This window comes from Ruegeria sp. C8 (assembly GCF_056537565.1).
The window spans coordinates 1-23,945 of record NZ_JBQFRV010000004.1; the positions used below are offsets into that span (position 1 = coordinate 1).

The 23,945-nt window shown below is 59.0% G+C and carries 22 protein-coding genes, 1 tRNA gene and 1 pseudogene; 7 read left to right on the top strand and 17 right to left on the bottom strand.

All coding sequences use genetic code 11. From position 1 onward, the window contains the following. A pseudogene (gene glyA / locus ACR0KL_RS06915) lies at nucleotides 1-314 on the top strand (serine hydroxymethyltransferase); the annotation flags it as partial. A 72-nt stretch (nucleotides 315-386) separates the two neighbouring features. On the opposite strand, the gene ACR0KL_RS06920 reads toward glyA, so the two are convergent. Beyond that, entirely contained in the window at nucleotides 387-761 is a 375-nt protein-coding gene (locus ACR0KL_RS06920) for a hypothetical protein (protein WP_170677271.1), read from the bottom strand. 89 nt (nucleotides 762-850) lie between these two features. Here ACR0KL_RS06920 and ACR0KL_RS06925 point away from each other — a divergent pair, with 89 nt between their 5' ends. After that, a complete protein-coding gene (locus tag ACR0KL_RS06925; protein WP_170677269.1) occupies nucleotides 851-1,609 on the top strand; it encodes an alpha/beta fold hydrolase in 759 nt (252 codons plus the stop codon). Nucleotides 1,610-1,618: 9 nt separating this feature from the next. On the opposite strand, the gene ACR0KL_RS06930 is transcribed toward ACR0KL_RS06925, so the two are convergent. The 5 genes from ACR0KL_RS06930 to ACR0KL_RS06950 all read right to left on the bottom strand — a co-directional run bounded on the left by ACR0KL_RS06930 (nucleotide 1,619) and on the right by ACR0KL_RS06950 (nucleotide 10,325). Next, entirely contained in the window at nucleotides 1,619-1,996 is a 378-nt protein-coding gene (locus tag ACR0KL_RS06930; protein ID WP_170640219.1) for a rhodanese-like domain-containing protein, read from the bottom strand. 72 nt (nucleotides 1,997-2,068) lie between these two features. Continuing rightward, complete coding sequence (locus tag ACR0KL_RS06935) at nucleotides 2,069-3,421, bottom strand: HlyD family type I secretion periplasmic adaptor subunit (RefSeq protein WP_170378100.1); 1,353 nt, start codon at nucleotides 3,419-3,421, stop codon at nucleotides 2,069-2,071. 2 nt (nucleotides 3,422-3,423) lie between these two features. Beyond that, nucleotides 3,424-5,640, bottom strand: coding sequence for a type I secretion system permease/ATPase (locus ACR0KL_RS06940; protein ID WP_170677267.1), 2,217 nt, complete (start codon nucleotides 5,638-5,640; stop codon nucleotides 3,424-3,426). Nucleotides 5,641-5,678: 38 nt separating this feature from the next. Beyond that, on the bottom strand, nucleotides 5,679-7,610 hold the full coding sequence (locus tag ACR0KL_RS06945; RefSeq protein WP_480776815.1) for a type I secretion protein: 1,932 nt from the start codon (nucleotides 7,608-7,610) through the stop codon (nucleotides 5,679-5,681). 132 nt (nucleotides 7,611-7,742) lie between these two features. After that, nucleotides 7,743-10,325 (bottom strand): beta strand repeat-containing protein, encoded by a 2,583-nt coding sequence (locus ACR0KL_RS06950; RefSeq protein ID WP_480776816.1) that lies wholly within the window; start codon nucleotides 10,323-10,325, stop codon nucleotides 7,743-7,745. 602 nt (nucleotides 10,326-10,927) lie between these two features. Between ACR0KL_RS06950 and ACR0KL_RS06955 the strand changes: the two genes are divergently transcribed. Both ACR0KL_RS06955 and ACR0KL_RS06960 read left to right on the top strand, forming a co-directional pair. Then, the gene (locus ACR0KL_RS06955; protein ID WP_480776817.1) at nucleotides 10,928-11,680 is read left to right on the top strand and encodes a helix-turn-helix domain-containing protein; all 753 of its coding nucleotides are present in this window, start codon (nucleotides 10,928-10,930) and stop codon (nucleotides 11,678-11,680) included. Continuing rightward, nucleotides 11,655-12,170 carry a hypothetical protein gene (locus tag ACR0KL_RS06960; protein WP_170691295.1) on the top strand — a complete coding sequence of 172 codons (516 nt, stop codon included), beginning with the start codon at nucleotides 11,655-11,657 and terminating at the stop codon, nucleotides 12,168-12,170. The genes ACR0KL_RS06955 and ACR0KL_RS06960 overlap by 26 nt, the downstream gene beginning before the upstream one ends. Nucleotides 12,171-12,181: 11 nt before the next feature. Here ACR0KL_RS06960 and ACR0KL_RS06965 read toward each other — a convergent pair. The 5 genes from ACR0KL_RS06965 to ACR0KL_RS06985 all read right to left on the bottom strand — a co-directional run bounded on the left by ACR0KL_RS06965 (nucleotide 12,182) and on the right by ACR0KL_RS06985 (nucleotide 16,096). Further along, nucleotides 12,182-12,267 (bottom strand) — tRNA-Leu (locus ACR0KL_RS06965). A gap of 120 nt (nucleotides 12,268-12,387) precedes the next feature. After that, a complete protein-coding gene (locus ACR0KL_RS06970; RefSeq protein ID WP_480776818.1) occupies nucleotides 12,388-13,506 on the bottom strand; it encodes an alanine racemase in 1,119 nt (372 codons plus the stop codon). After that, nucleotides 13,503-14,750 (bottom strand): D-arabinono-1,4-lactone oxidase, encoded by a 1,248-nt coding sequence (locus ACR0KL_RS06975; protein WP_170677257.1) that lies wholly within the window; start codon nucleotides 14,748-14,750, stop codon nucleotides 13,503-13,505. The genes ACR0KL_RS06970 and ACR0KL_RS06975 overlap by 4 nt, the downstream gene beginning before the upstream one ends. A gap of 88 nt (nucleotides 14,751-14,838) precedes the next feature. Further along, nucleotides 14,839-15,360, bottom strand: coding sequence for a DUF2478 domain-containing protein (locus tag ACR0KL_RS06980; RefSeq protein WP_170677255.1), 522 nt, complete (start codon nucleotides 15,358-15,360; stop codon nucleotides 14,839-14,841). A 70-nt stretch (nucleotides 15,361-15,430) separates the two neighbouring features. Next, complete coding sequence (locus tag ACR0KL_RS06985; protein WP_170677253.1) at nucleotides 15,431-16,096, bottom strand: NnrU family protein; 666 nt, start codon at nucleotides 16,094-16,096, stop codon at nucleotides 15,431-15,433. Nucleotides 16,097-16,258: 162 nt separating this feature from the next. Between ACR0KL_RS06985 and ACR0KL_RS06990 the strand changes: the two genes are divergently transcribed. After that, entirely contained in the window at nucleotides 16,259-16,924 is a 666-nt protein-coding gene (locus ACR0KL_RS06990) for a hypothetical protein (RefSeq protein WP_480554766.1), read from the top strand. A gap of 4 nt (nucleotides 16,925-16,928) precedes the next feature. Here ACR0KL_RS06990 and ACR0KL_RS06995 read toward each other — a convergent pair whose 3' ends face one another. Beyond that, nucleotides 16,929-17,333: a c-type cytochrome gene (locus ACR0KL_RS06995; protein WP_170665542.1), complete on the bottom strand. Its 405-nt coding sequence runs from the start codon at nucleotides 17,331-17,333 to the stop codon at nucleotides 16,929-16,931. 98 nt (nucleotides 17,334-17,431) lie between these two features. Between ACR0KL_RS06995 and ACR0KL_RS07000 the strand changes: the two genes are divergently transcribed. Beyond that, on the top strand, nucleotides 17,432-17,869 hold the full coding sequence (locus ACR0KL_RS07000; protein WP_170461979.1) for a DMT family transporter: 438 nt from the start codon (nucleotides 17,432-17,434) through the stop codon (nucleotides 17,867-17,869). Here ACR0KL_RS07000 and ACR0KL_RS07005 read toward each other — a convergent pair. The 3 genes from ACR0KL_RS07005 to ACR0KL_RS07015 all read right to left on the bottom strand — a co-directional run bounded on the left by ACR0KL_RS07005 (nucleotide 17,853) and on the right by ACR0KL_RS07015 (nucleotide 20,893). Next, entirely contained in the window at nucleotides 17,853-18,539 is a 687-nt protein-coding gene (locus ACR0KL_RS07005; RefSeq protein WP_170677232.1) for an ABC transporter ATP-binding protein, read from the bottom strand. The two genes, ACR0KL_RS07000 and ACR0KL_RS07005, sit on opposite strands and share 17 nt — an antisense overlap. Then, a complete protein-coding gene (locus ACR0KL_RS07010; RefSeq protein ID WP_480776819.1) occupies nucleotides 18,532-19,827 on the bottom strand; it encodes a lipoprotein-releasing ABC transporter permease subunit in 1,296 nt (431 codons plus the stop codon). Before ACR0KL_RS07010 ends, ACR0KL_RS07005 begins: the two co-directional genes overlap by 8 nt. A 79-nt stretch (nucleotides 19,828-19,906) precedes the next feature. Further along, nucleotides 19,907-20,893 carry a DUF6492 family protein gene (locus ACR0KL_RS07015; RefSeq protein ID WP_170677228.1) on the bottom strand — a complete coding sequence of 329 codons (987 nt, stop codon included), beginning with the start codon at nucleotides 20,891-20,893 and terminating at the stop codon, nucleotides 19,907-19,909. Nucleotides 20,894-21,224: 331 nt separating this feature from the next. On the opposite strand from ACR0KL_RS07015, the gene ACR0KL_RS07020 reads away from it, so the two are divergent. Then, nucleotides 21,225-21,581 (top strand): hypothetical protein, encoded by a 357-nt coding sequence (locus ACR0KL_RS07020; RefSeq protein WP_170677226.1) that lies wholly within the window; start codon nucleotides 21,225-21,227, stop codon nucleotides 21,579-21,581. On the opposite strand, the gene ACR0KL_RS07025 is transcribed toward ACR0KL_RS07020, so the two are convergent. Together ACR0KL_RS07025 and proS are read right to left on the bottom strand one after the other, a co-directional pair. Then, nucleotides 21,578-22,459, bottom strand: a complete 882-nt coding sequence (locus ACR0KL_RS07025) for a glycosyltransferase family 2 protein (RefSeq protein ID WP_170677224.1) — start codon at nucleotides 22,457-22,459, stop codon at nucleotides 21,578-21,580. The genes ACR0KL_RS07020 and ACR0KL_RS07025 overlap by 4 nt on opposite strands. Further along, entirely contained in the window at nucleotides 22,443-23,783 is a 1,341-nt protein-coding gene (gene proS, locus ACR0KL_RS07030) for a proline--tRNA ligase (RefSeq protein WP_170677222.1), read from the bottom strand. The genes ACR0KL_RS07025 and proS overlap by 17 nt, the downstream gene beginning before the upstream one ends. Nucleotides 23,784-23,945: the final 162 nt, after the last annotated feature.

Below are 23,945 nucleotides of genomic sequence, written 5' to 3' on the forward strand. Positions count from 1 at the left end.
ACCTGCGCCCCAAAGGCGTGAAGGGCAACGCGACCGAGAAGGCCTTGGGCCGCGCGCATATCACCTGCAACAAGAACGGCGTGCCGTTTGACCCTGAGAAGCCGACCATCACCTCGGGCATCCGTCTGGGCTCGCCCGCCGGCACCACGCGCGGCTTTGGCGAGGTCGAATTCCGCCAGATCGCGGATTGGATCATCGAAGTGGTCGACGGCCTCGCCGCCAATGGCGAAGACGGCAACGCCGAGGTCGAGGCCAAGGTCAAAGCCGAAGTCGCCGATCTCTGCGCCCGTTTCCCTATCTATCCGAACCTGTAATTCTTACCGGAAACCGAAAAAGAAAACGGCGCCAGAAAAATGGCGCCGTTTTTATTTGCAATATCGTTTTGGTCAGATGTACCCGCGCCAGCGCAGCACAATCATCGCCAATGCCGCCAAAGCGATCAGGCCCAACGCGACCGAGCCAAGAAAGCTCAGAAACCAACCCAATCGACGGTCCGCCAAATTGATGGCATTCAGATGGTTCTGCACTTCATCCGAGGCTTTCTCAAGCTTCGGCCCGTCCAGAACCAGACGCAGTTTCGGATGTTCTGCCATCGGTTCGGCTTGCGCCAACACCATGGCCTGCTTGTAAACATTGCGCGGCAAACGTCGCTTGGCGCGGCGTACCGAGGCGATCAGCGTCTTGTCCTTGACCCCCAGTTTCTTGCGCAGCAACTGAATGGTCTGCGCAATCTGGGTCTGGATGTCTGTTTCCTGGGTCATCGGCGCCTCCTGACGGGACAACTTAACCGCCCTGCGAAGGGGCGACAATGGGGCTGGTTGTTCGGTGCAGTCGCGCGTATCACAAGACTATGCTGAATACGATCATCCATGGCGACCCGACGGACAACCCACCCCTGTTGATTGCGCACGGGCTTTATGGCTCGGCCCGCAACTGGGGCGTTATCGCGCGGCGGCTTTCCGACGAGCGGCAGGTGATTGCCGTCGACATGCGCAACCACTCGCAGAGCCTGTGGAGTGATGAGCACGACTATCCTGATCTGGCGTCCGATCTGGCGGAAGTGATCGAGAGCCTTGGCGGATCAGCCGATGTGGTGGGGCATTCGATGGGTGGCAAGGCGGCCATGATGTTGGCTTTGCAACACGGGGATCTGGTTCGAAAAATGGTGGTCGCCGATATCGCGCCAGTGACCTACGGCCATAGCCAGATCCAGTTCATTGAGGCGATGCGCGCGGTCGATTTCTCGCGGGTTGCGCGCCGGTCCGACGCGGCGGAACAGCTGGCAGAGCAAGGGGTTGATCCGGCATTGCAAAGCTTCTTTACCCAATCACTGGATATCGAGGGGAAACGCTGGCTTCTGAACCTTGATGCTCTGGCATCGGAGATGCCCAAGATTATGGGGTTCCCCGAAATAGACGCCCATTGGGATGGCCCAGCGCTGTTTCTGGCCGGGGCCAATTCCGACTATGTTCTGCCCGAACACCGCGACAAGATCAAAACCCTGTTTCCCGCCGCGCGTTTTGCCAAAATCCCGGGGGCCGGGCATTGGCTGCACGCCGAAAAGCCCCGTGAATTTGAGGCCGCCGTCAGGGCTTTCCTGAACGCATAACCTGCGCCTTTAGGCGGACACAGTCTCGCCGCCGCCATTGACCCAATCTGCCAGGCCGCCAAGGTTGTAGACCTCGTCATAGCCCATATCCTTGAGGAGCTTCCCTGCCAGCGCCGCACGCCCTCCGGCGGCGCAATAGAGGATAGTGGCCCGGTCCTTTTGCAGCTCGGGATCATGGGATTTCAGCGTGTCATCGGCGCGGAACTCAAGCATGCCGCGCGGGATGTGATGCGCGCCGGTTGCACGACCCGACTGCTGAAGCTCGACCACGTCACGGACATCAAGCAGCAACGCGCCGTCCCCGATCAGCGCGTTGGCCTGATCCACACCGATACGCGGGACTACGGCATTAGCCGCTTCCATCATATCCTTGACTGTTAGTGGCATTTGCACCGGCCCCTAGTTGCCTACACATGCAAGGGTTAGCATGCGACGACGGGTTGGTGTAGCCAAATCGCCCTATTGCTCGCGAAATGCCCGAGACATGCTGTCTGAGACAGGTTTGGCGATATAGGCGGCAAAAGTGCGTTCTTCGGTCTGGATCATGATCTCGGCCGGCATACCCGGAGTGGGCACGAACCCCCGGACGCGTTTCAATTCCTCGGGTGTCAGTGAGATGCGCGCCAGATAGACCTCTTGCGGGACGCCTTGAGAATCCTCGACCAGCGCGTCGGCTGAGACATAGAAGACCTGACCGCTCAGAACCGGGGTTGTGCGCTGATTGAGCGCGATCAGGCGCACCGTCGCGTCCTGGCCGGTAACGACGCTGTCAATCTCGGTGCGGGGTATCTGCGCCTCGATAATCAGCGGGGCGTCGGCGGGCAGGATCTCGGCGATGGGCTCGCCGGTTTCGATCACGCCGCCGGGTGTGTGGTAGTGAAGGCGCACAACGGTTCCGGTGACGGGCGCGCGCACGACCGCGCGGGCCAGAACGCTGCGGGCTTGTCGGGATTTCTCACGCACACTTTCCAGGTCGGCTTCGATAACTCCCAGCTCATCTAGCGCTGCCTCGCGATAGGCTGAACGGGTGCGGGAGATCTGTTCCTCGTATTTCAACAGCATCTGGTTAATCTCGGCGGCTTCGGCCTGCAGGCGGGCCTGCTGACCATCGGCCTCGGCCTGAACTCGGCGGATCGTGTTAAGATCGCCTTTGCGCACCAACCCTTTTTCGAACAAGGCTTCCTTTGTCTCGAACTCTTCTTGCAAGATCTCCGAGCGTCTCTGCATGCTTTTCAACTGAGCCTCAAACCCGCTGGCGCGGATCCTTAAAGCCTCCATGTTGCGCGCCAGAAGCGCGACATCGTTCAGCAGCGTTTTGCGCGAGACATCAAAGCTGAGCCGTTGGCCATCGAGGATCGTCATCACCTCAACATCATTTGATGCCTCAATCAGGTCGGGGGAGAAGTTGAGCTTTTCGCGCTCGCCATATTCTGCCAGCAACCGCTCGGTCATTGCTTGCAGGCGGATCTTGCGAATGAACAGCTCTCTCTCATTGGCCTCAGCTGAGGTCTGATCCAGCGTCATAAGTACCTGACCGGCCTGCACGGCCTCACCTTCCGAGACTTTGATATCCTCGATAATCCCACCCTCAAGGTGCTGGACGATCTTGTTCCGACCGGTGGCAACAAAGCTGCCTTGCGCGATGACGGCGGCCGCCAACGGCGCGCTGAAGGCCCAGACGCCGAAGCCACCGAAGCATACGACAAGCATCACGAACCCCACCACGATCAGACGATTGATTGAGCGCGGCACTTCGGAATACCAGACGGTCGGCTCGGACGGAGACGTATTGACGGGTACGATATCGTTCATGATCAGCCCCCCTGCTGGCCTTCAATGCCAGGTTGTTTTCGTGGCGCATTCAGTTGCTGCAGTACCTGTTCACGCTGGCCGAACAAGGCGACACGCCCATCGGTCAGCAGCATGATCTTGTCCACCACATTGAGAAGTGTCGGCTTTTGCGTAATCACAACGACAGTGATCTTGCTGTCCTTGGCCTGCGCAATCGCCCGTGCCAGCGCCTGATCCCCCGCCACATCGAGGTTCGAGTTCGGCTCATCCAACACCACCAGACGCGGATTGCCAAAGAAGGCGCGCGCCAGAGCAATGCGCTGTTTCTGCCCGCCCGACAGGGGCGATCCGTCAGCGGCGACCACGGTTTCATATCCTTGCGGCAGGGTTGCGATCATGTTGTGGACATCGGCCAGAACGGCAGCGTCGTGGATCTGTTCGTCCGTCGCGTCCTCTCGCATCCGACCGATATTGTCCTTGATGGTACCGGGGAACAGCTGCACGTCCTGCGGCAGGTAGCCGATGCTTTCACCAAACTGGCGCGGGTCCCAGTTGCGGATGTCCATCAGGTCCAGCCGCACACTGCCCGAAGTCGGCAGGATCGAGCCCACAAGCGTCTTGCCTAGCGTCGTCTTGCCCGCGCCGGAATTGCCGATGATCGCCAGCGTCTCACCGGGATTGAGCGCGAAGGTGATCCCGTTCAGCACGACGCGTTTAGTCCCTCCGGGAACGTAAAGCAGGCGTTCGACATCCAACCGCCCTTCGGGACGCGGCAGGCGCAGTTTTTCGAACTGAAGCGCGGAATTGGACAGGAGCGCGTTGATCCGCCCATAGGCCCCACGGGTTAGCAGGAAGCCGTTCCACCCTTCAATCGAGCCTTCAATAGGAGCAAACGCGCGCCCGGCGATGATCGAGGCTGCGATGACCATGCCGCCGGTGATCTCACCTTGCAGCGCCAGAAACGCCCCCCACCCCAAGATGGCGATCTGAGTCAGCAGACGCACGGCCCGCGAAATGGCGGCGAAGATCACGTTGCGATCCTGCGCACGCACCTGCCAGGTCAGCGATTGCGCGGTGTCGCGGCCCCAGATCCGGACGGCCTCAGGGATCATCGCAAGCGCGTTGATGATCTGACTATTGCGCGACATCGAATCCAGATGCTGGTTCGCCATGGACTGGGCCTTATTAGCCTCGGCAAACGGTTTCGCGGTCGTTTTCTGGTTGATCAGGGCAATCGTCATCAGCAACAGGGCCGTTACGACAACGATCATGCCAAGCTGCGGATGCACCAAAAAGATCATCAAGATGAAGAGTGGTGCAAAGGGCACATCAAGAAATGAGATCAACGTGCCCGAGACCAAGAAACCTCGCACCTGCTGCAGATCACCCAGCGTCTGATACTCGCGCCCGTTCCCATGCAATGAGGCATGGGCCGCAGCGCTCAGCACCGGGGCACCCAACCGTGCGGCCACTTCTACCGCCGTGCGCATCAGCATGAACCTACGGACCGCATCAAATGCCGCTTGAAAGATCACCGCACCGGCAACGATCGTGGTCAGCATGATCAGCGTATCTAGGGACCGGCTGGTCAGGACCCGGTCGCTGATCTGAAAAAGGTAGATCGGAATAGCAAGGATCAAAATATTGGTGGCACAAGTCAGCACCAGAACGAACACCAGATTACGGTAGATCGCGCGCATCGAAACCCGCAACGTGCGCCGGAAATCCTCGGGCGGGGTTCGCTTGTGAAAGGTGTGGGGTGGCCCATTGCCGTCACCACCACCAGATTTGGTCGGCGGCAACGGCTCGTTTGCCTTGGCCTCAATCGTAGTGCCTATGCGATCCCCACCATCTGTGCGCGCAGAGGGGGTCTTACGCGCTTTGGGTATGTTGGTGTCAAAAGGATCAGAGGCCTCGGCTTCGGCCACCCCAGCGCCGCCACCTTCAGAGGTCGTATCTTGCGAAGGTTGCGGCTGTTCGCGCCGAAGGGGAGAATCGGCGCGGTGAGTGTTCTTTGGTTCTGCAGTACAAGACTTAGCTGCCATTTGCTCCTCGCCCCGCGACGCGTCTGGCGTATCGACGCGCAGCGCATCATGCAGCAGAAGCAGGGTTGAATCTTTGGGTTCTTGCGGCGTATTCGATCCCTTTTCGGTACGCGGCGCCTCGGACACGGCAACGCCGCCATTTCGATCCAAAGGGCTGGAACAGATGGTGCGGCGCGACGAAAACACAATCGACATAAACTAACCTTTCGGTCACTCGCTAAAATTACGGGAAATCACGCCAGCATGGTCTGCAGGCCGTCGTCAGCGCCCGCCATCTCGGTCGGGGCTGTTTGTTTGGCGACGGTTTCGTGGATCTTGGCCAGCTCGCTATTGGCCTCTTCCATCAACACGGCGATGGCATCATTTGTCAGCTCAGAGACGCCCTCCTGATCCGGCACATCATACAAGCTGGCCTGATGCAGGAGCAGATCTGAATAGGTCTCCTCAGCCGCCATCACCACCGAGTCGATCCCGGCCTTGGCAACATTCGCCGCATTCAGCAGAGCATTGCTGCCCGCGGTGATTTCCGTCTCGGCAGCCTTGGGCCCGGACACATGCACATCGTCCTGATCCAGCAGCATGGTGACCTGTTCCATGATGTTGACTTGCAGCAGATCGCCCTCGATTTTCAGGGCACGGATCTGCTCCATCCCTGCGAACATGGGATCGTTGAGCAATGCGTCCTCAAGCGCGTCCATGTCTGCTTCACCCAGCGCCATGGCATTAGCCATATCCTGGTGCAGCTCCTGGTGGCTGTCCTCACCCGTTTTCGACACCGAGGCCTCGTTCATGACAAGGTTTTCATCACCCTGCGCCGAGATCGAGCCGCCCGTTACGATATCGTCATCCACTAACACGTTGGTCTGGAACAGCATATCGACGGATATCATATTGCCGCCGATCATGATCACATCATAGTAGCTGCCCAGCTGGACAATCTCGGTGACGTTGACCATCTGGTTGTCGCCCATCGCATAAAGCGTCGTGCTTGCCGAGATTTCGGCCTGTATGTGGTCGATATCCGTGGCGTCGATCTCTTGCTTGATGAAATTCGCAACGACCAGATCGCCGCTGATCCAATCGACCGAGGCAAAGGCGGGTTGCCCTTCGGCCCCCTCGGCCTGGTTCAGCCAAAAGGCAGCTTTCGCTTCAACGCCGACCGAGGCTGACTGCACCACCTTGGTTCCGCTGCTACCGCCTTCTTCGATCTGGTCCCAATCGGAAATCACAGCGACCTGGCTGATCACAGTCAAATCCATCGCCTTGCCGCCTACGGCTATGTAGGGCGCATCAATCCAGGCAATCGTTGCCGCCACTTCGTTGACCGCAAGGTTGCCGCCCGCGATGACCATATGGCCGTCGGCAAATTCTTCGTCATCCGAGCGGTCCCATTCTACGGGCAGCATATCCGGCGTTTCGGTTTCCTCATCTGGGTGGTGATAGGCCGGAAGCAGGTCGTCCCATTCCAGAGCCTCTTCAACCTTTTCGCCGTTTATGATCACACCGACGGCGTCTTCGCCGTGGAACTGGTGAACCGTGACACCTTCGATCTCGGAGTTCATCGGGTTCACAATCTGCTCGGCAATCTCAGAGAGCAGTTCAAGCGACGCATAATCGGCCAACGCAAAGGACGGCGCCGCCACCGCATGGAATGTCAGGGCGGCCTCGAGCATGTCCTGCCCTGCACTGATCAGGGCGCCGACATCGCGGAACTCCCCTTCTCCGACGACGTCATTGTCGCGCAGGAACAGTGTTTGGAACGTGTAGGTAACTGCTGAACCAATCAGTTCGTTCTGAACCTGGAACAGCATCAAAGGCGGTGCTTCCGACGGACCCAATGCCGCCTCGCGTACCGCCTCAGAAGGACCCTCTGGTGGGTCGAGGAAAATGTTTGTCTCATAGTTCGGGCCGTTTGTCGGGGGTGGTGGTGGCAGTTCGGCCGGAGGTGTGTTGAATTTGAAAGGGATCGGGGCATAGTCGCCCGGATCGGCCTTCAACGTGGCCTTGACCTCAATTCTTGTGGGGTCTGACAGATCTTCAAGTTCGACTTTCCGCCGTAGCGCGGTGAACTCTTCATACTGGTCTCTCAATCGTCCTTGTTCGATTGTCAGCTCAAAAGTTCCAACAAAATGTGCAATCGTTTCAGTAATACTGTCGAGGGACATATTAAGGTTCCTTGTCACCCGCTACGGCCGAAAATTTCCGCTTTGGGTTTGCTAAGCCGGGGCCACGTGGCGCGCCCCCGGCGGTTTTGAAAAAAGCTCGGGCTCTGAAAATGGCAGAGCCCGAAACGGGTCTTAGACCTCGGTATCGTCGCTGGCGTAGGACGACGTCATCGAGCCGCCGACCATGGTCGTATCGACCGAGTTACCAAGGACGTTTGCGCCCATGACGATCGACTGGTTGAACGCCGCCGTATCCACAACAGCCGCAGCCGAGGCATAGGATTCGCCGTTCACAATGCCATCGCCACCGTTGTCAGAGCCCCAGGTACCGGCGTTTCCGCCTGCACCACCTGCGCCAGAATTGGCGCCCGAGGCTTCGCCACCGGTATTGGTTGCACCGTTTGTCATGCCGCCGGTCGAGCTTCCCATGACCGCGCCGCTGGTGCCGCCAGCCGCTGTGGCCGCTCCACCATAGCCGCCGTCACCGGACATTGCCGATCCCGTCGCGCTGCCGGTTCCAGTCGAGGTCGCATCGTTGTCAGCAGACCCCGCGCCGCCATACCCGGCAATCGCTTCGGCCAGACTGTCAGCGGTTCCATCGGTGTCAGCTTCTGCAAACACCTCATTGTCACCACCATCGCCAGCGGTATTGGTCGCATCCGCAGATCCAGCACCACTACCGGCCGAGCTCGACGTCGGCGAGGTCATCCCACCTGCACCGCCAGTACCTTCGGCGGTCGATTCACCGGTTCCGGTTGCTTCGGCCGTGCCATCGGTCGCATTGCTGCCGCCGCCGCCGCCCGATCCGTCCGGGGTTTGCAGGTTGTTGGTTGCACCTGTCACGTCACCCGGGCTTTGCGAGATGTCAGGACCTGTCGCAGACTGATCACCAACGCCTTGCGCGTCCGAACTTGTGTCAACGCGGCCACCGCCTGCACCACCAGCACCTGCACCGCCGGGACCATTCCCGCCCATGCCCATGCCACCGGTGCCTGCACCGCCCGGACCATTGCCGCCCGAACCCGCACCGCCAGGACCATTTCCGCCGGCACCTGTGCCGCCCGGACCGTTACCGCCAGAGCCTGCGCCACCGGGGCCATTGCCGCCAGAGCCTGCTCCGCCAGATCCGGCGCCACCGGTTCCAGTTGCATCTCCGGCTGTGCCGCCACCGCCCGTTGTCGGATCAGGATCGGCCAGATTCAGACCAAGACCAAGATTCTGCTGGTTCAGTGCAGAAAGTGCGCCCTCGGCTGTTCCAGAGGCTCCGCCAGAGCCTGTGCCACCTGGGCCAGCACCACCCGGACCATTACCGCCGGAACCTGTGCCGCCCGGTCCGTTACCACCGGTGCCCGAACCGCCCGGTCCGTCGCCACCAGTGCCAGATCCGCCCGGCCCGTTACCGCCAGTCCCGTCACCGCCCGGACCGTTACCACCGGTCCCAGTACCACCGGAGCCGCTACCGCCCGGACCATTGCCGCCATCAGCGTCATTGGCCCCCATAGCGCCAGCACCCGCGATACCCGCAGCATTGTTGCTGCCAGCGGTCGCGCCGTTGGCCTGGTTGCTGCCAGAGCTTGTGTTGTCGGCACTACCGCTGGATTGTGCATTGCCGTCGCCAGCGTTCGAGCCTTGTGCAGACGCATCAGTGCCCGCCAGACCAAGGCCAGTTCCCATCGAATCGGAGGTATTGTCGCCGCCATCCGCATTGCCGCTCGCGTTCGAGCCGGACAGACCAAGACCAACACCAAGGCCCAGAGATCCAGCCGCGCCGCCTTCTCCACCATCGCCAGAGCTGCTTGCACTGGACGTTCCGGAGTTCGTCGCGTTCGAGGTGCTGTTGGCGTTGCCGCCAGCGGCGCCAGTACCGTCACCATCCGACTGCGCCCCTGACAGGCCTAGACCGATGCTGCCGTTATTCGCTTCGCCCGAGCTTGCGCCCGCACCACCGGTTGCCGCGCCGTTTGCATCTCCGGAGTGGCCACCGAGGGCCATCGAAGTGCTGCCATGGGTATCACCCCACGCATCACCGCCATGGCTGGTGCCACCGCTGCCAGACGCTCCACCATCGGACGATGTGTCGATACCCTCTTCTGCAGTCGCGGTGCCGCCATTGGCATCACCATTCTGTTCGAAGGTACCGGAGTTGGACACGGTCGCACCGTTCAGCGTGTCATTGTCCGTCAGGCTGGCATACTGGTTGTTGAACGAGGCCATGTCATTGCCTTCGCCGTTCAACGAAATATCCAGGTTCAGATCGTCACCGGGATCATAGTTCACGTCGTCTCCGGCCGTGATCACGTCACCGGTCGAGGCATCGTCGCCGATGTCCACGTCGACCTTGTCATCGTCGCGCGGAATCCACTCGCCTTCACCAAAGTCGATATCGACCCGGTTCACGTTGTCATTGGTGCTGTTGCCATTGTCGCGAACGGTATTGCTGTCATTGCCACCATTGGTGTTGCTGTCATTGCCACCGTTCGTGTTGCTGTCGTTTCCACCATTGGTGTTACTGTCGTTGCCACCATTGGTGTTGCTGTCGTCACCGCCGTTTGTGTTGTCGACAGACTGTTGTTGTTGCTGTTGCTGCTGTTGGGCGTTTTCAGCCATCTCCAATTCAGGATCTTCAACACCCGGGTCTTCAACGACCGGGTCCATGTCTTCAACATCAATTTCTTCGACGGTTGTGACTGGGGATAGAATTCTACGGTCAGACATATTGATTTCCACTCTATTGGCGCACCTGACCACCATTCATCTCAAAGGTGGTTACTCGTGCGGTTGAAACAAAAATCCGCACGGTATGCCTACGCGCATATCCCTGCGGTCTGTTGGTTCCGAGCTTTCTGCACCTCCTTTCCCGGCTAAGCCGACGTCCCCGCTGAAAAGAGATTCGCGAAAATGCGCGAAAAGCGGGCGTTGAAGGAAAAACCTTCGCAATCTGAAGTAGAGGAAGCGTCGCAGCCTTTGACAAAGCTGCCAAGCTATCGAAAAGCTCTAGAACGTCTAGCCTGTTGAAATCCGGGGATATTGCGAGAGTGGTCGGAATTTTCGCTAAAAATTCCGGCCTAAAACCCTACCGATTGGTCTTAGACGAAAGAAGCCGTTGAATTCCCTCTACTTACCCGAAATCACCGGAACACAACCCTAATCAATGGTTCTAGGACCAAGTATCAAATCCGAATATCCGGTTGCTGACCCCCTACATTTCATCTACAATAAGTCTATATTTTTAAGACTATTTCGGCTTTCGAACTGCCCGAATTACTTGTGTGAAAAACTGCGAATTGCAGTTCGGTTTTTTAGTGGGGGGGACAGTAATGATTGACTCGTCTGAGCGTGACTACACCTACCAGAATATCAAGACCGAAGACCTTTCAATTCACTTCATTGGTCGAGAGCTTTTTCTCTCCAATCAGACCCTCAGAAGCGTCCAGAACGAATTTGACGTTCGCGCATCGCGTTTCGATTCACTGGACGACCTAACATCTGCCAAAGCAAATGCTAGCCGCGTTCTGGTCGTAGATCAGGTCATGCTGGAGGATCTGCTGGAACGGCCAAGTAAATACGCGGCACAGGTTCCGTTTGGATGCCTCGCGTTTTCTTATCGCAAGGACGCCGCAGCCCGGCATCTGTTTGAACGCTGGGATCGCAGCCGGTACGGCGAGATCGGCTTTCTGCCTATGAACGTCGCCCCTGATGTGTGGCGGTCGATCCTGAGGCTCCTTATGCATGAGCAGCTTCACCTGCCCAGCTTCCTCGCCGATTGTGTCGCAGGCCCTCAGGCGAACCCGTGCAAGGCACCGGCGTCATCTGTAACGCCCAAGCCTGCGGACACACAGCAGGTTGAACTCTTCGACAAGCTGACTAAACGGGAAAAGGAGGTTCTCAGGCTGGTGTCTCAAGGGCAGAGCAACAAGGTCATCGCGGCCGGGCTGGGGATTACGGAACATACCGTCAAACTGCATATGCACAATGTGGTCGGCAAAATCGGGGTCAGCAACCGGACCGCCGCCGCTCATTTCTATTTCGAGGTTGCGCCGTTTGATGCGCAAAGCCCCCGTGTTGGCTGATCTCGTGGAAGAGCGGTTTGATCGGCTGATCCTGCTGGTGGGGCGGTTGAACTATATGTGGACCAACACCGAAAGCCTGCTGATCCACCTAATTGCGGGTCTGGCGGGAACCAGCAAAGACTCTGCCGTAATCATATTTCTGACCCTGAACACGACCCGCGCCCGGATTGATCTGGTTGAGCGGCTCGCGAAAATGGATGGCCGCCCCGAGGGCATTCGGGACCCGATCCTGGAGCACACCAAACGGCTTGGAAAACTGTCCGGCATTCGCAACCGGTTCAATCATTGCATCTATTCTTTCGATCCAGAAAGCGGCAATCCCAAGACCATTCTGATGCGCATTGCGGATCGGAAAACAGACATAAAAATGGGTCGCACGGATACTCTGGACGGTGAGGCCCTGCGCGAGATCGAACAGGTTGTCGAAGACCTGTCCACCCTGAACCGAGATATCTGGCAGCTGATCACAAGGCTCGACTATCCGGTCTAAGGAGCTGTGTGTGGTACCCGCGGCCGGACTCGAACCGGCACGGCCTTCCGGCCCAGAGATTTTAAGTCTCTTGTGTCTACCATTCCACCACGCGGGCAACCTGTGCCGACACGTGGTCGGCACGCGTTGAGACCTACGCCCATAGCTTTGCGAATTCAATGCGCTTCGCGGTGAAAAACGGTCGAAAAATTGCACAAGTATCGCTGCGCTATCGGAGTCAATTCGGCAAGCATGGCCATTCCGCGATCACCTGCCCCTCTCGCACTGCCAAAACCGATCCGAACAGGTTCAGAACAGCCTCGCTTTGGCTCGGGCGGATCAAGGCGATGTCACCGGGTTTGACGGCATGGCTAGAGCGGCCAGTCCAAACCTCCTGATTGCTCGACCGCCCGAAGACCGAGGAATAGGTGAACCCGCCGGGGTGTACGGGTTGGCCGGGGAAATGCCCTCCGAAGATCGCGATATGGGTTTTGCGCTGGGGTAGGAATTCCAATCCGGGCAGAGGGTTTGACGGCATGGTCTTGAGGACAGGGGTGGCCAGAAACGCAGCTGGTTGAAAGCCAGTAGTGGTCGCGTGGTCGAAATCGGATGGCTTCACGAGGATCGAACCAAACGCAACCTCGGTGGCTGGCCCTGGTGCGCGGTAGCTCTGGAATGTAAGGCTACCGCCAGTGTTCAGGCAATAGTCCGCACCTTCAGGCAGCGAAGCCACGGCTTGAGCAAACGCCTTAGCGCTCGAATTGCTCGCGCGGGACTTGAGGAAACCAGGCAGCTTCGCCAGATGCGCCTCATACCCCATAAGCCCGCTTAAACGCGCGTTTGGATGCGCCGAGATCACCCGTGCGAGTGCGGCAACCTGATCCACCTTCAACCCGCCACGGTGCAGACCAATATCCACCTCAAGCGACAAACGCAGCGCCGTTTTGCTTGTCTCCGCCAAGGTTAGATACTCGCGCAAGCGTTCAGGGGTGTCGATCAGCCATTGCACTCGGTCTGCGGCGCCCGGACAAGACTGCAACACACGCGCGGCAGAGGTGACGGGTAGCGGTTTTCCGATCAGATGATCTGTCTCTTGTTCTGCCTGCAGCAGAGCCGACAGCATCGGTTCGGAAAAGCTCATCAGGCCTGAGCTGGGAATCAGCCTGCGGATATGATCCAGCAACGGCAGACAAGGCAGAGATTTTGCGACCAAGCGCCGGTCCAGACCTGGGTCAGCTGCGGCCTGTGCTGCCCGGCAATTTGCCTCAACACGATCCAGGTCTACTGCGACGACCGGCTGGTCGACCTCGTACTTGCGCAAAGTCTCGGACAACCGGGTGAGGTAGGGATCGTTCATGGCCGGAACAACCGGGCCAAGGCGGGCGTCATGAATTTGCCCTGTGGGTCCAATTCCTCACGCAGGGCGCAGAAGCGATCGAAATCCGGGTAGAGGCCGGACAAGTCTTTGTAGGAAAGACTGTGCATCTTGCCCCAATGCGGGCGCCCTCCAGCCTCAAGAAACAATGGCTCTAGCGCGTTGAAATAGCGGCTGTGATCTTCACCCGCATCCGTGTGCAGTGCGATCGAGATCCGCGGGCCGCCCTGAAACGGTGACAGGCAGGCTGTGTCACCTGCTGTCTGGCGCACTTCGATCGGAAAATAGATGTCCTTGTGGTCACGCTCCAGACGACGAAAGACCTCGGCCAACACATCACCAGCGATATCGGCGGGTAGATGATACTCCATCTCCTTGAACCGTATATGCCTGTCGCTGCACAGCACCCGCCAGCTTTCGCCCACGTAGTCTTCATCCGACTGGGCCAGCGTGAGCAGGTTTAGCAAAAGATTGCGCAGGCCGGGACTGAAGCGTCCCGCGTTTCGGGCGAGCTTCAGCACCTTGACCGCCAGCATATCCAGATCGCGCGGTGCTTTGCTTTCGGGGGCATCGGTGAGGGCGTGGCGCAGCTCGACCGCTTTGCCGGTGAAGGGGATGTAAAAGAACTCGAAATTCCGGTTCTCGGCCCAGTTCTGATGCATGTTGGCCAAGACATCCGGCAGATCGGTCAGCGTGACTTGACGGCGCAGACTGTATTTCGGCACGACATTGATCCGCGCCTCGGTCAGAATACCCAGCAAGCCCAGCGTCACCTGCGCCATCTCCAGCGGGATTTGCGAAGTGGTCAATATGTCACCGCTCGCACCGATGAACTTGGCATCAGTAATCTCGGCCGCAAGGCAGGGCAAAGTGCGACCAGTGCCATGAGTAGCCGTGGACGCGGCCCCGGCCAGAGACTGCGTGTTGATGTCGCCCAGATTGCGGAACGCCACACCCTGCTCGGCCAAAGCAGGAGAAAGATCTCGCAAACGCGCATTTGCGTTGACCCAAACCTGCCCATCTTCGACCGGTCCAACCGTAGGCAAATGCAACTCCGACAAATCCAATATCCGCTCGGCGCCGCCTACGATTGGGGTAAAGGAATGCCCTGCCCCAACGACCCGCACGTTTGCAGGCTCCGCCACCGTCGCCTGCAGCTGTTCCAATCCCACAGGGCGCGCAATCGGAGCTGTGGCGGTTTCGTTCCCGGCCCAGTTTGACCACATGCTTATTGTCCTCCCAGAGAGAGGATTGCAGCCAAGGCACAACCAAACAAGTCAGGATATCAGCGCATTACGCTACGTGAGGCTGCCCTTATGCGGCATCCGCCCGCTGTGCTGAGACCTTTTCGAACCAGCTGACAATCGCTTCAATATCCGGCGTCAGCTGTTCTGCCGCCCCGCCCGTGAAGGCCTGAAACTTCTCATCATTCAACCCGTTGACGCCCAGCAAAACGGGGATGTCCTGTGCCAGAGCCTCGGCGATGACGGGGCGGAAACCGCGCCCGTCGGCCTCGTGCTTGCCGAACTTGTTGATGATCATCAGCTGCGGGTCATTGGCAAGCGTTGCCATGACCTGTCCTACAGCCTGCTCGAGCGCTGCAGGGTCCAGACGGCAGCCGCGCGCATGCTCGCCCAGGGATTGCGAGATACGGATGGTCTCGCCATCGGGCAGAACCTGCACATCCATATCGCATTTGCTGCTATCGGTGCATTCCGTGTTGGTCTGCACGACCCCCGCCAGTTTGGCACCACGCGCCAGCAGGTGTGCGGCCACGGCGCTTAACAAGCGGTCAGTCGCGCCGCGATCAGTGGTGGTAACATAGGCCAGATGCATTTTTGGACCTCACAAGTCAGACTTCGGCATATCAGATAGCACGAGATATGCGGGTCGACCACTCCTTGCGTCAGGGAAGTGGTGAGACGCCGATCACAGCACCGTGCAAGGCGATCAGAACGGTAAAGACGGCAAGCGAAGCAAGCCAAACGCGCATGGGCGGCCAAGGTAAGGGCGCGCGTAGCGAAAACCGTGCGGTATTGCGCGACAGGCGAGGCCAGTCCTTGCCTAATGACCGGGCCGTCCGGCGGTCGATCAACGTCATGCCCAGCGCGGCAAAAACGGCGAAAAGGCCAAACAGGATCACATGAGACAAACTGCCATTCGCCAGAAGATGCGCCCCGGCCCACAGCATCAGCGCCGCCAAAAGCGGATGGCGGGTGGTGCGCAAAATACCGGGGCGGTCCGGATCAAAACCCGCCTTTCCCAGCCCACCAAACGAAAACGGGTTACGGATGGTCAGTCCGGCCATCGCGAGCCAGCACACCACCGGCATCACGACCAACGGCACCCAACGCAGCGCAGGCCACGGAGGGATGACCTCGACATAGGGCGCGTTTGCTGCGGCCACGAGTGGCCATGAAAGGACAATGACGGACAATGCCGAATACGCCAGCAGATACCCCTTTTGCCCCAGAACCTTTACCAATCTGGCCCGCACCGGTGCCCGCGCGGGAATGGCGTGGCTTAGGAAAAACGCCGTCAAAGCTGATATGAATGGCACCCAACTGGACATGGACTCTCCGATAGATCTTTCGACCCGTGTAAAGGTATCGTGCCGATTTGGTCTTGTGCCAGATCAAGTACCGGCTGCGGCCCGGCCACGTCTACGTGAAATCGCCTTGCGCAACGCAAGTGACGCACTAGGGTTGACCTCATGGCCTTGCGCATTCTGTTTATGCTCCTTTTGCTTCTGTCCTCCTGCGGGCGTCCCCTGACCGAGCAGGAGCGTGGCTTTGCAAGCGCGGTGCAAGGCACGACCTTGGATCTGGATAGCGTCCGGCTGGTAAAAGGGGCCCCAGTCGTGCCAGTCACCTATTTCCGCGAAGCGCGCCCGCGCGAGGCCTGTCGGGAACGTATCCTGCCCCCTGTCGAGGCTGGTGTGGTCACCGGAAAACCGGCCGCCGTTGCCCTGTTCAACAAAGTCTATTTCGCGCGCGATTGGTATCTTGACGATTACATGTCCGACTACCCTGAAGAGATGAACCTGATCGCCGCCATGCTGCTGGCCCATGAACTGACCCATATCTGGCAATGGCAGAACCGCGAGACCACAGGCTATCACCCCCTGCGCGCCGCAGCGGAACATGGCGGGCGCAAAGATCCGTATTTGTTCGATCTGGAAACCTCGCCCGATTTCCTGTCCTACGGGTTCGAACAGCAGGGCGCGATTGTAGAGGAATATGTCTGCTGCCGCGCGCTAGACCCTCAGGCGCAGCGCACCAAACGATTGCACGACATGTTAGGGGTACATTTCGAACTGTCCCCGCTGCCGCAGATCGGCCGCGAGCGTGACATCGCGATCCCGTGGAGCGAGGCAAAGGTAGAAGGCATTTGCAGCTGAACGCTTAGCCGTCCTGCAGGGTTTTCAGATACTCCACCAGATCCACAATGGGCTGGCTGGTGAGGATCGGCTGCCCATCGGGCGTTTTGATCGCCGTGTCCTGCCCTTCGAAATACGGGCCATAAACTGGCATCGGACTGCCATGGCTCACCAACGGATCACGCCCGTCAATCCGCCCCACCACGCGGGCCGTAGGGAAAACACCGTCTGCATTTGCCAGTGTCTTCAGGTTGGTCGGCTGAATGACAAGCACTCCGGCCATCGGCCCATGGCCGGTTGCATCAATCCCATGGCAGGTGGCGCAATAGTGCTGGTAAAGCTCGGCGCCTTTCTCTGCATCCTGCGCCCAGAGGGGGACAGACATGGCAAACAGAGCTGACGCCGTTGCAAAACAAAGCTTTGTGATCATCGCATCCTCCTACCACAATTGCTGTCAACAGGCTTGCCCGCTGCGCGGCTTGGCGCAATGATCCAGATCAACGAATACGGGTAAAGAGGGTTCGGGCCATGACACAATACGCAGCCATCATGTTGGCCGCCGGGATCGGAGTCCCAATCCTTGCAGCTTTGAACGCGGCGCTCGGCAAGCTTATCGGCTCGCCGACCACAGCGGCTGTGATCCTGTTTGCCATCGCCTTCGGGTCTTCCGCGCTGGTGATGGTGGTCTTTCCCGGTTTTGAGGCGCTGTCAAAAGTGGCGCAGGCCCCGAAACACCTGTTGCTCGCGGGCGTTCTGATCGCCTTCTACGTCCTGTCGATCACCCATGTCGCGCCGCATTTCGGCGTCGGCAATGCCGTGTTCTTTGTCCTTCTGGGGCAATTGATCAGCACAGCCGCCATTGACCATTTCGGCCTGTTCGGCGCGCAGGTCACGCCACTTACCCTGATGCGCGCAGGAGGAATTGCGGTGATGGCAATCGGAGTGGCGATCACTCAACTGGCTTGAGCACCCCACCTTCCAGCCTGACGATGCGGTCCATCCGCGCGGCCAGGTCCAGATTGTGCGTGGCGATCAGCGCCGACAGGCCTTGGTCGCGAACCAGGGTCATCAGGGCCTCGAACACTTGATCCGATGTATCCGGGTCAAGGTTGCCTGTCGGTTCATCCGCCAGCAGAACGCGCGGAGCGTTGGCCAGAGCGCGACAGAACGCGACCCGCTGCTGTTCCCCTCCAGACAACGCCGCCGGACGGTGATCGGCGCGTTGGGCGACACCGACACGGTCCAACAGGGACATCGCCCTGTCCTGCGCATCCCGCTCAGACACACCGTTGGCGAGTTGTGGCAGGGTGATGTTCTCGAGCGCTGTAAACTCGGGCAGCAGGTGGTGGAACTGGTAGACGAACCCGACATCCTGACGTCGCACGGAGGTGCGTGTACGGTCGCCTTTTCCTGCAAGATCCTGACCCGCAATCTCAACGTTGCCACTGTCCGGCGTGTCCAGCAGCCCGGCGATATGCAACAGGGTCGACTTGCCCGCACCCGAGGGCGCAACAAGCGCGACGGCCTCGCCCGCCTGCAACTCCAGATCAATCCCGCGCAAAACCTGCACCTCACCCGGAGTGCCCTTCAGGTAGGTTTTCGTCAGGCCGTTCAGCCGCAAGCTCACATCATTCATAGCGCAGCGCCTCAACCGGGTTCAGCCGCGCGGCGCGGCGGGCGGGGAAATAGGTGACAAGGAAAGACAGGCCCAGAGACAAACCAATCGCCTTCAGAACATCGCTGAGGTGAAGCTCGGCGGGCAAGGCGTAGATCCCTCGGATCGACGGATCCCAAACACCGCCGCCCATGGCGTAATTCACAAACGAAAAGATAGGGTCGATGTAGAGCGCGAAGAGGCAACCTAGGATCACCCCCATGACCGTGCCGATGATGCCCGTGAAGGCGCCGCAGATGAAAAACACCCGCAGGACCGAGCCCTCGCTGAGACCAATGGTGCGCAGGATACCGATGTCTCGGCCTTTGTTTTTAACCAACATAATCAGGCCTGAGACGATGTTCATTGCCGCAATGAGGACAAGGATCGACAGGATGATGAACATCACGTTGTCCTCGACCTCCAGTGCCCTCAAGAACCCGCCCGAGGCATCCTGCCACGTCCAGATCTGGCTGCGCTCGCCTGCGGCTTCAAGGATGGGGATCAGGATCGGATTGAGGTCTTCGGGGCGTTCAACCATGACCTCGATCTCGTCAGCGACGCCCTCACGATTGAAGAAACTCTGCGCCTGCGAGAACGGCATATAGACCCGCGTGCGGTCGATATCGTAGCGCCCGGCCGAGAACACGTAAACAACGCGATAGGCGTTTACTCGTGGTGAGGTTCCAAAGGCCGTCTTGACCCCGTTCGGCGAAGTCAGTTTGACGGTGTCGCCAACGGTGGCGCCAATGCTGCGCGCCACGCCTGAACCGATGGCGATTACGTCTTCGCCCGTCTGGAACTGAGCCAGATCGCCAACCGCTTCCTCGCTTTCCGCAATACCCGGCAAATCGCGCAGATCGTCCGGTCGCATCCCGAAGACCTGAACCCCACTGCTGCGGTCGCGATTGGTGATCAGCACCTGCCCTTTGACCAAGGGGGCGACCCGTTCAACGCCGGGCACCTGCGCCAAACGCGCAGTACGTTCCTCAAAATCTGCAATGGTCCGGTCAACCCGCCCCTGCGCGTCGATCTCACCGGAGGAATAGACCGTCACATGTGCGTTTGCCCCCAGAATGGTGCCGACGAATTCCGCCCGGAACCCCGAACGTACCGCTAGGGTCGCGATCAGCGCAAAAACAGCCAGCGTGATCCCGGTCAGCGAGATCCAGGTCATCACGCTGACGCCGCCCTCGGCCCGACGCGCGCGAAGGTAGCGCCAGGCGATCTTCCATTCAAAAGGGGCGAAAGGCGGGGGTGTTTTGGCCATGCCTGCTCCGGGTCATTTTCTGGTTTGGCGCGACCCTCTCGGCATTTCGCCCGAGGGTCAAGCCGCTTGTCCTTATGGGTCAGCTCGAAAGCGCGGAAGTTTGCTGCAGAACCTCTTCGGTCACCTGGCGATCGCATATGCCACGCGTTTCAAGGGCCGCATAGACTTGCCCGCGCAAATCCTCTGGCAAGTTTGCAACCGCCCTGTTGTGCAACCCGAGGGTCAGCGATCTGTCGTCCTGCAGCCGCGCGACCAGCTTGGCCAGTTCATCCGTGGAATAAGTCGGCCACATCCCAATATGCGCAGGGTCAGCGGGTTCGAACCACGGCGCATAGCCATCACGTGACTTCAGACAGAACGCGTTCATCAACATGAACTCCGATGGCCGCCGTTTAGACGCGAACAGCGCCTGAACCGAGCCGTAGCGTGTATTGATCTCATCAAGCAGCGAAAGGATCAGCGTCCGGCGTACCGGAAAGGGCGTTGAAAACGTCGTGGTACGCAGGTCGTCCGTCAGCGTTTGTTCAACACCCAAAGCTTCAAGGCTCTGGAGCAACCAATTGCGGTGATAGTCGCTTTGAACTGGCATGAACTGAATACGTGCTGGTCCTTGGGGTGAGAAGAACTCGCCTTCTTCGAACGACCGCAGGAACAGGTTCTTGGTATCGAGAATGACGATGTTCTCGGCCTCTGCCACCCGCGCCGCGCCCAGTTTCAGTACCTGTTGCATGCGGTAGCCATTGTTGCCCCTCCATCCGCCTTTGCGGATCAGGGGAAGGCGATAGCGGTTTTCGATAAGGATACGATCTTTCAGCGGCCGCCGGGCAGTGTGCCTCTCACCCAGCAACACCTCTTCGCCCTTCAGAATCCGCACCTTAGGGCGCAGCGGGCCGTAGTACTGCAGCATCGGTTCGATCTTCGCTGCCAACCCGGCCTCATCTACATCGTTCAGAATGACATGGATCGAGGCCACCTGATCCGGCGCAACAAACCGGGCCATAGACATCGCCTGAAGCCTGAGCAGCGGAAAATCCTTGGAATAGACGATAGTGGCGAAACTCAGCACGAACCTGCGGCCTTTCTCTGGGGCGTGCCCTCGTCTATCAGCAAATCTGCCGAGGTCAAATTGCACTGCCTCCAGATCGAAACGAATCACTTAACGGTCCTTTGGCAGGGTAAAAGTAGTCTTGCCCGCCAATTGGTTACACCAGAGGTTGTGACGACCTTCACAGACAGGCCGCTATTGTTTCAGCTATGAAGTCAATATCGGCATTGCGTGAGGCACTGAACTCAAAATGCCACAACAATTGAGCAATTTTATTTCGCTTTTTGCTTAATATCAGAAACTTTGTCACCCTGACTTTGGGGGAACACATTTGAAAGAGCGGGGGTCGCTCATGAATATTCAAAATACAAAACTTGGGACGGGCCCGATTTTGGCCCACAAACCTTCATCAGATTTGGATTGTGAGACTGCAGCACTGCTTCGTGCGGCGATCCGTCCGATCTTTGCGAGCGCAGTTAGCTGGAACAATTTGGCCGAGGTCCTGAGGGACAAAGGCTATCGCCTTGCCTTTCGCGAAGGGCGTCTTTGCGTAACCGACCGCGACACCGGCGCACGCATCTGCGGGATCCGGTTTCTGGGCTTTGAGCTTCGCGAGCTGGTGCGCCGCATGGGGCGTCCGATCGTTGTGGCCCGCGGGAACGACGCAGACGGCGACATTCTGACTGCGCGGCCGGTCGTACGGGCCTAAAAACTGCGCCAGAATTGAACGGACCGGCGCAGGGTTTTTGCCAGACTGTGGCGCGCGGCGATCTTGATCGGCTCGGGTGTGTCGGGTCGCCGTAAGAGCTCCCAGATCAGACGAGCCGGCATGTGGCCACGTCGATAGAACCCGGCGAAATCATCCAGACTGAGGGCTTTCGCGGATTTGAATCCCGCGTAGTAATTCATCCAGACCCGAGCGTAATCCTTGCCAGTCGCGTCCTGATCACTGGTCGCGCCACGATCCCAGAATAGTGAGATCGGCTCATCCATACGCTCACCCTGATAGCCCGAACCAATCAGGCGCAGCATCAGGTCATAGTCGGCAGCAATACTGAACTGGCTATCGTGCCCGCCCAGAGCCTGAAACACATCACGACGAATGAAGACCGAGTTATGGCAGAACGGCATGCGCTGCAGGATAGCTTTCAGCGACATGCGCTTTTCCATCGTCTCACCGCCATCCTCATAACGGCGCAGCGTTGAGCCATATAGGAAATCAGGCTTGGTCGCCTCCAGCCGATCTGCGGCTTGGTTGAGAATATCATCCGAGGCCAGCGAGTCGTCTGAGTTCAGGAACAAAAGGTATTCACCCTTTGCTGCCTGCGCGCCCTTGTTCATCGCGTCATACAAACCGCCATCCGGTTCACTGATCACACTCGTGCGCGGCATCCCTTCGGTCAACTCGTGCAACAGAGCGACGGTGCCGTCGGTTGAGGCACCGTCTTGAATTATATGCTCGGCCCGCGCGCAATTCTGGCGCTGCATGCAATCAACAACGCCTTTGAAACTGTCCTGCCGCCCTTGAGACAGCAGGTTGTAGGTCGCGGTGATGACCGAGATCAGCGGATTAGGCGATCTGCTCATAAATCCCGGCGATTTTGGTGACGGCGGCTTCGGGGCTCAGCTCTTCGCTTTCGCCTGTGCGGCGGCAGGTCAGTTCGACCACACCGTTTTTCAGGCCGCGCGGTCCGACGGTGATGCGCCATGGCAAGCCGATCAGGTCCATGGTGGCGAACTTGCCCCCTGCCCGCTCGTTGCGGTCATCGTAGAGGGGCTCAAGACCCAGAGCGGTCAGGGCGCCATAGAGCTTGTCACAGGCCGCGTCCGCCTCTTCATCACCTTGCTTCAGGTTGACGATGCCGCAATGGAACGGAGTCACACCCTCGGGCCAGATGATGCCTTTGTCATCGTGGCTGGCCTCGATGATCGCGCCGATCAGGCGGCTGACACCAATGCCGTGGCTGCCCATGTGAACCGGAACCGGCTTGCCATCGGGACCTTGAACGGTCGCGCCCATGGCTTCCGAGTACTTGGTGCCGAAGTAAAAGATCTGCCCCACTTCGATCCCGCGCGCCACGCGGCGGCGCTCTTCTGGGATCTGGTTGAAAAGCGCCTCATCATGGGTTTCGTCCGTGCGCGCGTATTTCGAGGTGAACTCTTCCAAAATCGCCTGACATTGCGCGCGGTCATCATAGTCGATCTGACGGTCGCCAAAGGTCAGATCAGTGACGGCGCTGTCATAGAAGACCTCGGATTCACCAGTGTCGGCCAGAACCAGGAACTCGTGGGTGTCATCGCCGCCGATGGGGCCGGAATCGGCGCGCATCGGAATAGCCTGCAGGCCCATGCGTTCGTAGGTGCGCAGGTAACTCACCAGATGGCGGTTATAGGCGTGAAGCGCGTCTTCTTTGGTCAGGTCGAAATTATAACCGTCCTTCATGTAGAATTCGCGCCCTCGCATCACGCCGAAACGCGGGCGGATTTCATCGCGGAATTTCCACTGGATTTGGTAGAGGGTCAGCGGCAGGTCCTTGTAGCTGCTGACATGGCCGCGGAAGATGTCGGTCACCAGTTCCTCGGCCGTCGGCGTATACAGCATGTCGCGACCGTGACGGTCCTGCATCCGCAACATCTCTTGCCCGTAGTCATCATAGCGACCGGATTCGCGCCACAGATCCGCCGATTGCAGGATCGGCATCTGGATCGCGATATGGCCCGCGCGCGCCTGTTCCTCATGCACGATGTTTTCCAGCTTGCGCAGGACTTTGAAGCCCAGCGGCAGCCAGGAATAGATCCCGGCAGCAGCCTGCTTGATCATCCCGGCGCGCAACATCAGCCGGTGGCTGACGATCTGGGCCTCGGAGGGGTTTTCCTTGAGAACGGGCAGAAAGTAACGGCTAAGGCGCATTGGGTGACCTTCAAAGGTGGATTTGAGCTTTTCAATGTGATTATGCCAAACCCCCGCCGGGGGCAATCGGCCATTGGTGATTTTGCGACCTCAGGTCCGTCGCATTTTTTATTGACCCGCCAATCAGGAACCTGAAGTGTGACGGAAATGTAAAATCATGAG

Bases quoted from the DNA above. Each gene is read 5' to 3' on its own strand.
- ACR0KL_RS06920 (WP_170677271.1), bottom strand. From the start codon at position 761: ATGACCCAGGAAACAGACATCCAGACCCAGATTGCGCAGACCATTCAG.
- ACR0KL_RS06925 (WP_170677269.1), top strand. From the start codon at position 851: ATGCTGAATACGATCATCCATGGCGACCCGACGGACAACCCACCCCTG.
- ACR0KL_RS06930 (WP_170640219.1), bottom strand. From the start codon at position 1,996: ATGCCACTAACAGTCAAGGATATGATGGAAGCGGCTAATGCCGTAGTC.
- ACR0KL_RS06935 (WP_170378100.1), bottom strand. From the start codon at position 3,421: ATGAACGATATCGTACCCGTCAATACGTCTCCGTCCGAGCCGACCGTC.
- ACR0KL_RS06940 (WP_170677267.1), bottom strand. From the start codon at position 5,640: ATGTCGATTGTGTTTTCGTCGCGCCGCACCATCTGTTCCAGCCCTTTG.
- ACR0KL_RS06945 (WP_480776815.1), bottom strand. From the start codon at position 7,610: ATGTCCCTCGACAGTATTACTGAAACGATTGCACATTTTGTTGGAACT.
- ACR0KL_RS06950 (WP_480776816.1), bottom strand. From the start codon at position 10,325: ATGTCTGACCGTAGAATTCTATCCCCAGTCACAACCGTCGAAGAAATT.
- ACR0KL_RS06955 (WP_480776817.1), top strand. From the start codon at position 10,928: ATGATTGACTCGTCTGAGCGTGACTACACCTACCAGAATATCAAGACC.
- ACR0KL_RS06960 (WP_170691295.1), top strand. From the start codon at position 11,655: ATGCGCAAAGCCCCCGTGTTGGCTGATCTCGTGGAAGAGCGGTTTGAT.
- ACR0KL_RS06970 (WP_480776818.1), bottom strand. From the start codon at position 13,506: ATGAACGATCCCTACCTCACCCGGTTGTCCGAGACTTTGCGCAAGTAC.
- ACR0KL_RS06975 (WP_170677257.1), bottom strand. From the start codon at position 14,750: ATGTGGTCAAACTGGGCCGGGAACGAAACCGCCACAGCTCCGATTGCG.
- ACR0KL_RS06980 (WP_170677255.1), bottom strand. From the start codon at position 15,360: ATGCATCTGGCCTATGTTACCACCACTGATCGCGGCGCGACTGACCGC.
- ACR0KL_RS06985 (WP_170677253.1), bottom strand. From the start codon at position 16,096: ATGTCCAGTTGGGTGCCATTCATATCAGCTTTGACGGCGTTTTTCCTA.
- ACR0KL_RS06990 (WP_480554766.1), top strand. From the start codon at position 16,259: ATGCTCCTTTTGCTTCTGTCCTCCTGCGGGCGTCCCCTGACCGAGCAG.
- ACR0KL_RS06995 (WP_170665542.1), bottom strand. From the start codon at position 17,333: ATGATCACAAAGCTTTGTTTTGCAACGGCGTCAGCTCTGTTTGCCATG.
- ACR0KL_RS07000 (WP_170461979.1), top strand. From the start codon at position 17,432: ATGACACAATACGCAGCCATCATGTTGGCCGCCGGGATCGGAGTCCCA.
- ACR0KL_RS07005 (WP_170677232.1), bottom strand. From the start codon at position 18,539: ATGAATGATGTGAGCTTGCGGCTGAACGGCCTGACGAAAACCTACCTG.
- ACR0KL_RS07010 (WP_480776819.1), bottom strand. From the start codon at position 19,827: ATGGCCAAAACACCCCCGCCTTTCGCCCCTTTTGAATGGAAGATCGCC.
- ACR0KL_RS07020 (WP_170677226.1), top strand. From the start codon at position 21,225: ATGAATATTCAAAATACAAAACTTGGGACGGGCCCGATTTTGGCCCAC.
- ACR0KL_RS07025 (WP_170677224.1), bottom strand. From the start codon at position 22,459: ATGAGCAGATCGCCTAATCCGCTGATCTCGGTCATCACCGCGACCTAC.
- proS (WP_170677222.1), bottom strand. From the start codon at position 23,783: ATGCGCCTTAGCCGTTACTTTCTGCCCGTTCTCAAGGAAAACCCCTCC.